Source organism: Haemophilus sp. HMSC061E01, from assembly GCF_001810345.1.
GTDB lineage: Bacteria > Pseudomonadota > Gammaproteobacteria > Enterobacterales > Pasteurellaceae > Haemophilus_D.
This window is the reverse complement of the sequence record NZ_KV801005.1, coordinates 58,146-65,101: the sequence shown is the minus strand read 5'-3', so window position 1 is coordinate 65,101 and position 6,956 is coordinate 58,146. Positions and strand designations below refer to the sequence as shown.

At 37.4% G+C, this 6,956-nt stretch carries 6 protein-coding genes; 3 read left to right on the top strand and 3 right to left on the bottom strand.

The window, feature by feature from the left end; translation table 11 throughout:
• The 3 genes from HMPREF2732_RS03710 to dcuC form a co-directional block, all read left to right on the top strand.
• The coding region (locus HMPREF2732_RS03710; protein ID WP_148129041.1) for a DUF3418 domain-containing protein at positions 1–1,076 on the top strand (1,076 nt) is incomplete at its 5' end.
• Positions 1,077–1,088: 12 nt separating this feature from the next.
• Positions 1,089–2,573, top strand: a complete 1,485-nt coding sequence (locus HMPREF2732_RS03705; RefSeq protein ID WP_070591262.1) for a tetratricopeptide repeat protein — start codon at positions 1,089–1,091, stop codon at positions 2,571–2,573.
• Between the two features lie 285 nt (positions 2,574–2,858).
• Complete coding sequence (gene dcuC / locus HMPREF2732_RS03700; protein WP_070591260.1) at positions 2,859–4,217, top strand: anaerobic C4-dicarboxylate transporter DcuC; 1,359 nt, start codon at positions 2,859–2,861, stop codon at positions 4,215–4,217.
• Between the two features lie 54 nt (positions 4,218–4,271).
• Here dcuC and folK read toward each other — a convergent pair whose 3' ends face one another.
• The 3 genes from folK to dksA all read right to left on the bottom strand — a co-directional run bounded on the left by folK (position 4,272) and on the right by dksA (position 6,806).
• Positions 4,272–4,775 carry a 2-amino-4-hydroxy-6-hydroxymethyldihydropteridine diphosphokinase gene (gene folK, locus HMPREF2732_RS03695; protein ID WP_070591257.1) on the bottom strand — a complete coding sequence of 168 codons (504 nt, stop codon included), beginning with the start codon at positions 4,773–4,775 and terminating at the stop codon, positions 4,272–4,274.
• Positions 4,775–6,274 (bottom strand): polynucleotide adenylyltransferase PcnB, encoded by a 1,500-nt coding sequence (gene pcnB / locus HMPREF2732_RS03690; RefSeq protein ID WP_410002388.1) that lies wholly within the window; start codon positions 6,272–6,274, stop codon positions 4,775–4,777. The genes folK and pcnB overlap by 1 nt, the downstream gene beginning before the upstream one ends.
• Before the next feature lie 94 nt (positions 6,275–6,368).
• Positions 6,369–6,806 carry an RNA polymerase-binding protein DksA gene (dksA, locus tag HMPREF2732_RS03685; RefSeq protein WP_070591253.1) on the bottom strand — a complete coding sequence of 146 codons (438 nt, stop codon included), beginning with the start codon at positions 6,804–6,806 and terminating at the stop codon, positions 6,369–6,371.
• Positions 6,807–6,956 lie beyond the last annotated feature (150 nt).

Below are 6,956 nucleotides of genomic sequence, written 5' to 3'. Positions count from 1 at the left end.
ATACGCTGATTTATGAATTGCGTCGTATGACGGGCGTCACCGTAGAAGCGGAACATTGGAATTGGGAACAAATTCCAAGCCATCTGAAAATGACTTTCCGTGTGGTGGATGAAAACGGCAAGAAAATTGCGGAATCCATGAATTTGGATGAGCTGAAATTCAACTTAAAAGATCGTGTGCAGGAAAGTATTTCTGCAGTGGCAGATTATGGTATTGAACAAAGCGGGTTGCATATTTGGAGCTTTGCAGATTTACCACAATGTTACGAACAAAAACAACGTGGTTTTAGCGTCAAAGCGTTTCCGGCCATTGTAGATGAAAAAGATGCCGTAGGTATCAAACTGTTTGAAACAGAATTTGAGCAAGCAGTAGCAATGCAACAAGGTTTGCGTCGATTGTTGTTACTCAATGTACCGTCACCGATTAAATATCTGCATGAAAAATTGCCGAATAAGGCTAAATTGGGTCTGTATTTTACCCCGTTCGGTCGTGTGTTGGATTTGATTGACGACTGTATTGCTTGTGCGGTGGATAAACTGATTACCGATTTTGGCGGGTTTGTGTGGGATGAAGCCGGCTTTGAAAAATTGCGTGATTTCGTTCGAGAAAACCTTAACGAAGTGACCGTGGATATTGCGCAGAAAGTGGAACAAATCCTCTCTCTCAATCACGCCTTAAACCAACGTTTAAAAGGTAAAATGGATTTCACCATGGCCTTTGCCTTTTCTGATATTAAGGCGCAATTAAGCGGGCTGATTTATCCAGGTTTTGTGCAAAAGAGCGGTTATGATCGCCTACCAGATTTACAGCGTTATCTGCAAGCCGTTGATAAACGCATTGATAAGTTGGCTCAAGATGTAAATCGCGATCGTGCTGCGATGCTACGCGTGGAACAAGTACAACAAGCTTACCAACAATTGCTCGCTAAACTGCCGAAATCTAAACCAATTTCTGATGAAATTGCAGAAATTCGCTATATGATTGAAGAATTGCGTGTGAGTTTATTTGCGCAGCAATTAGGCACGAAGTATCAGGTGTCGGATAAGCGGATTTTGAATTTGATTAATAATATATAAGGATATGATTTAATGTGTTTGAATGAAGAATTAGAATCTCTAAAAAGAGATAATTCAACTCCAAAAAATTTTGCTAAAGCTTGTTTTAAATTAGCTAACCAATATAGGAAAAAAGGGGAATATGAAAAGGCTAAAAGTATTTATTTAGAAATAAAAGAAGAGGATAGTGAATTGGTTTTTTCATATGCAAGTTATCACTTGGGGTGTATATCTTGGTTTGAATTAGCTAATGATGATGCAATAAGTTATTTAAAGAAAATTAATGAGAAATATAAATATATATATAGTAGGTCTATGTATTTATTAGGGGATATTTTTAAAGGGAAGAAGGATTTTGATAAAGCAATTGAGTATTTAAATAAGATTAACAAAGATAATATAAAAGATTTTTTATATTACAAAGCGCAGTACTTTTTAGGAGTGATAACTAGAGATTACTTAGAAAATAGTGAGAAAAGTTATGAATACTTTAATAGTTCTAAAAAATATTTTTACTATGAGACTAAGAAAGAGCTATTTTGTATGGAAAATTCTAATAATAAAGAAACAATAAACTCCATATACCGTTGTGTAACAGATATTTTGTCAATCCTTAAGATTGAGGATGATAAATTTGGTTATGAAAAATATGTCGCTCATTATACAAGCCCTTCTGTTGCGTTTAACTTATTGGATAAAAATGGTTCCTATCTACGATTGAATACAGTGAAAAATGTAAACGATCCGAAAGAAGGTAAGATCTTAAAAGAATATCTTGATATATCTTCAACATTGGAGAATAAACATAGTCTCATACTCATATCTTGCTTTACATTTAACCATGACAGCTTGAATCAATTTAGATTATATGGAAAAGAGAATAATCTCGAGGCCTCAGGCGTTAGTATTGTGTTTAATAATGGTTTTTTTAATAATCAAAATAATCGTATTAATTTTATAGGAAATATAGAGGATAAATCCATAGAAGATAAAAAGTTCATAGAAAAACTTCCTTTATATCGATGTATATATATAGATCCAGATTCAAAGGATAAGTATATAAATATTGCTCATAGAGGGAACATAACATTTTATAGAGATGGTAAGTCAGGTGATATCAAAAATTATTTAGATTACATTGAAGAAAAGAATAGTAAAGTAATTGAAAATCTTAATAAAATATCAAGGTTTATAAAGGAATTGTCTTTTGATGATGCCAAGTGTAAAGATGAAGTAATAAACTTTTTATTACTTCCAATTACTTTCTTAGTGAAACATGCCGCCTTTGAAGATGAGCAAGAATGTAGAATTATATATCTCACAGATCTAAAAAATAAAAGTATAAAAACTATTGATAATAAGTTTATGTATATAGAATATGAATATAAAATAAATGATTATTTACATAAGATTTATTTATCATCAGGTGCTTATAAATATGAAGATTTTTTTATCAGATTATTGAATAATGACCAAGATGTATGTTTGTCTAAGAATCCATTTAGAAATAAATCATAATTTCATTAAGATTATTAATGCCTTTTGAACGGGTTTTTAGTTAAATTATTTATAGTTCAGAATAGCCGACGTTCTTACCAACAAAGTCGTCGGCAAGCTTATTTGAAAACTCAGTAGGTTTTGTCTCAAATATTTCTAGCTTTAAAAAACACCTCCAAAACCAACCGCACTTTCTCCCCAAAACTCTTTTTGTGATCTACCTCAAATTTTCGTGTTGAACTGATTTACAACTCTCTATTCAATCGCTATCTTGCTGATATTATTATTTTAATAAAGAGGTAAATTATGGATCTGATTATAGGTTTGATTGCCATTGTTTTGGTGGCATATTACATCGTGAAAGGCTATTCAGCGACCGGCGTGTTGATGTTTGGTGGCTTGGTCTTGTTATTCATTTCAGTGCTGATGGGACATTCAATTTTACCAGAAGGCGTGAAAAGCACCGGTTCTACCTATTTTGATATTTTAGAATATGTGAAATATCTACTCGGTAATCGTGGCGGCGGCTTAGGCTTGATGATTATGGTGTTATGTGGTTTCTCCGTGTACATGACTCATCTTGGTGCGAATGATGTGGTGGTGAAATTGGTGTCAAAACCACTGAAAAATATCCGTTCAACTTATATTTTAATGGTGTTTGCTTACTTCCTTGCATGTTTGATGTCTTTTGCTGTGTCATCTGCAACAGGTTTAGGCGTGTTATTAATGGCGACATTATTCCCTGTCATGGTAAACGTGGGGATTTCACGTGGGGCGGCAGCGGCAATTTGTGCATCGCCAATTTCGATTATCCTTTCCCCAACTTCGGGTGATGTGGTGCTTTCTGCTGAAATTTCCAAAATTCCTTTAGGTGAGTTTGCCTTTGGCACTGCATTGCCGGTTTCGATTTTTGCGATTCTAGGGATTGCTGTCGCACACTTCTTTTGGCAGCGTTATTTAGATAAAAAAGAAGGCGTGCAAGTAGAACGTTTGAATGCAGATGAAATTAAAACCACTGCACCAAACTACTATGCGATTTTGCCATTATTACCAATTATCGGCGTGTTACTTTTTGATGGTAAATGGGGCTTACCAAATTTACACATTGTTACCGTGATGGTGCTTTGCTTTATCATCACTGCTGCGGTAGATTTCTTACGTAGCTTTAACGCAAAACAAACCTTCGATAATCTCGTGGTGGCATATCGCGGTATGGCCGATGCCTTTGCGGGCGTGGTGATGCTTTTAGTGGCAGCGGGTGTATTTGCACAAAGTTTAAGTACAATCGGCTTTATCACTAATTTAATCGACTCAGCACAATCTTTCGGCGGTTCAGCATTCTTTATGATGTTAGTGCTTGCGGTGATTACCATTTTAGCCACCATGGCGACAGGTTCTGGTAACGCGGCGTTCTATGCTTTTGCAGAATTAATTCCAAAATTAGCCACTCAAATGGGCGTCAACCCAGCATTCTTAACCATTCCAATGCTACAAGCCTCTAACTTAGGTCGTGGTTTATCACCGGTTTCTGGTGTGGTTGTGGCTGTGTCAGGGATGGGAAAAATCTCACCATTTGAAATCGTAAAACGTATGTCTGTCCCAATGTTGGTTGGTTTTATTTGTGTGATTATCGGCACAGAAATCTTTGTTTCCGTTGCCGCCTAATTTGATAGGTAAAAAAGAAGGGCTGATAGTGAATATCAGCCCTTTTGTTTTGAGTTAAGTGCGGTCAATTTTCTCGCTGTTTTTGATTTTATACATTTGATGATTTTCAAAGGCTTTCACCAAATTAGCGACTTTTTCCCCTTCCGGTAAAACCAAATCTTGTGCGATATCATAAAGCGGCACAATCACAAATTCACGGTTTTTCATATCGTAATGAGGCACCGTTAAGCGTTCATTTTGAATGATTTGATCGCCATAAAGCAGAATATCCAAATCCAGTGTACGCTCACCCCAACGACGTAAACGTACGCGGCCTTGCTCGTTTTCGATGCGTTGCAATTCATCGAGCAAAGCTAAAGGTGGGCGAGTAGTTTCGATCATCGCCACTGCATTTACATAATCAGGTTGATCTTGCGGGCCTAATGGTTTGCTTTGATAAAATCCGCTGACCGATTTTAATTCGGTATTAGGTAGCGCAGAAATTGCCTCTAATGCCGAATTTAATTGTTCTGTAGGCGTATTTAAATTACTGCCAAGGGCGATATACACTTGAACCATTAGTTAGCCGCCTTAGGTTTACGTCTACGGTAATATTTTTTCTTCGGTGCAGGATGCAATTTTTGTTGCTCTTGAACTAGTTGGCGACGTTGTTCTTGATTGCTGAGTTGGTACTCATGCCACCATTTTGCCAACTCAACGGTTTCACCACCTTCTACTTCAGCACGCATCGCCAATAAATCAAAGGCGGCACGGAATTTTTGATGTTCCATCGTGCGAGCTGGGTGAGAGCCCGTGCGTTTAAGGAGTTGTAATTGCAACATCCAAATATCACGAATAACGGATGTATGACGACGAGGTGCGGCTAATGAGCGGCATAATTGATCTAGCACTTCATTGCTTGCAAGGGCATAAGCATCATGATTGTTTAAGCCACCTTCATTTTTCAGCACATCTACTTTTTCGCGTAATGGATACCAGAAGAATGCCGCAAATAAAAAGGCAGGATTGATACGTAATTTATCGGCAATACGTTCATCAGTTGAATTTAACGAAGTTAAAATCATACGTTCCGCAAGGCTGTCTTCTTTTTCGGTGAAATAAGGCGTTAAGCTTGGGAAAAGCTGTTCAAATAAGCCGTATTGACGCAGTAATTTATAGGTTTTTACGCCATTGCCAGACTGCAATAATTTTAAGCTCTCATCGAATAAACGCGCGGGTGGAATATTTTTTAGCAATGGTGCAAGCTCACGAATTGGCTGTTCACTTGGTTTTTCCAAGAACATATCCAATTTCGCCATAAAGCGCACAGAGCGTAGCATCCGTACAGGATCTTCTTGATAACGGGTCACAGGATCGCCAATCAGACGTAATTTTCCGTTTTTCAGGTCATCAATTCCGTTGAAGTAATCACGCAACGTATTATCTTGCGGATTGTAGTAAAGGGCATTTACGGTAAAGTCACGACGCTCCGCATCTTGTTCAATGGTGCCATACACGTTATCACGCAGTAACATTCCTTCATCGCTTTGTTTGGCTTGATTTTCACTGCGCGCATCCGAATGGCTAGCACGGAATGTGGCCACTTCGATTACATCGCGACCAAACATAATGTGTGCAAGACGGAAACGACGACCAACTAAACGGCATTGACGTTGGAATACCGCTTGAATTTGCTCGGGACGTGCATTTGTTGCCACATCAAAATCTTTTGGATGTTTACCTAATAATAAATCACGTAAACAGCCCCCAACGATATAAGCCTCATAACCTTGGCGTTGCAATTTTTCTACCACAGTAATGGCATTACGACTAAACATACGTGGATTAATGCCGAAATGAGCGGCTTTCACGCTATGTTTGTCGTAGCGAGATGCTTGTGTGTTGGTTTTTTTATGGTGAGAAGAGGACGGGGCGATCTTGGGTTGTGAACGCTCTGTTTTTGAAACGTTTGTTTTTTTGGTTTTAGGCGCCGTTTTGGGAACGGGCGAATTTATATTGGTTTCGGTTTCTTTTTTAGTTTTTTTACCAAATAAATTTTTTATATAAGTAAGAATAATTTACTCCATTCTCTGTGTTAAATGCACATTTGATAAAAACACGAAAAGTGCGGTTGTTTTTGACCGCACTTTTTTGTTGGGTTATTTAAATAAATTAACCTGCGACTTGTTTTTCACGAATTTCAGCAAGAGTTTTGCAATCGATACAAAGATCCGCTGTAGGGCGTGCTTCTAAACGACGAATACCAATTTCTTCGCCACAAGAATCACAATAACCGAAATCATCGGTATCTAATTTTTTCAATGTATATTCAATCTTTTTCATTAATTTACGCTCGCGATCGCGGTTACGTAATTCAAGACTGAATTCTTCTTCTTGGGTCGCACGGTCAGCCGGATCAGGGAAGTTTGATGCTTCATCTTGCATATGAGCAACCGTTCTTGATGCTTCTTCCACAATTTGCTCGTGCCACGCAGTTAAAATTTTTCTGAAATGAAGAATCTGATCTTTATTCATGTATTCTTCATCTTTCTTTGGTTGATAAGGCTTAACACCGGCTAAATCCAGCAAACTTAGAGATGCCTTAGACATTGATAACTCCTAATGTAGTAAAGATTTAAATGACTTCCTGTCTTGTTGTTTTGATTGATTCTTATCAGCTAAAAAATAGCTGACATAAGAACCCTGTTTTTTAAGGGCGATATAAATAGCAGAACTTCACCTATTTAGCAAATAAATTTA

Excerpts from the sequence above, each read along its gene's own strand:
- HMPREF2732_RS03705 (WP_070591262.1), top strand. The coding sequence starts at position 1,089 with ATGTGTTTGAATGAAGAATTAGAATCTCTAAAAAGAGATAATTCAACT.
- dksA (WP_070591253.1), bottom strand. The coding sequence starts at position 6,806 with ATGTCTAAGGCATCTCTAAGTTTGCTGGATTTAGCCGGTGTTAAGCCT.
- folK (WP_070591257.1), bottom strand. The coding sequence starts at position 4,775 with ATGGTTCAAGTGTATATCGCCCTTGGCAGTAATTTAAATACGCCTACA.
- dcuC (WP_070591260.1), top strand. The coding sequence starts at position 2,859 with ATGGATCTGATTATAGGTTTGATTGCCATTGTTTTGGTGGCATATTAC.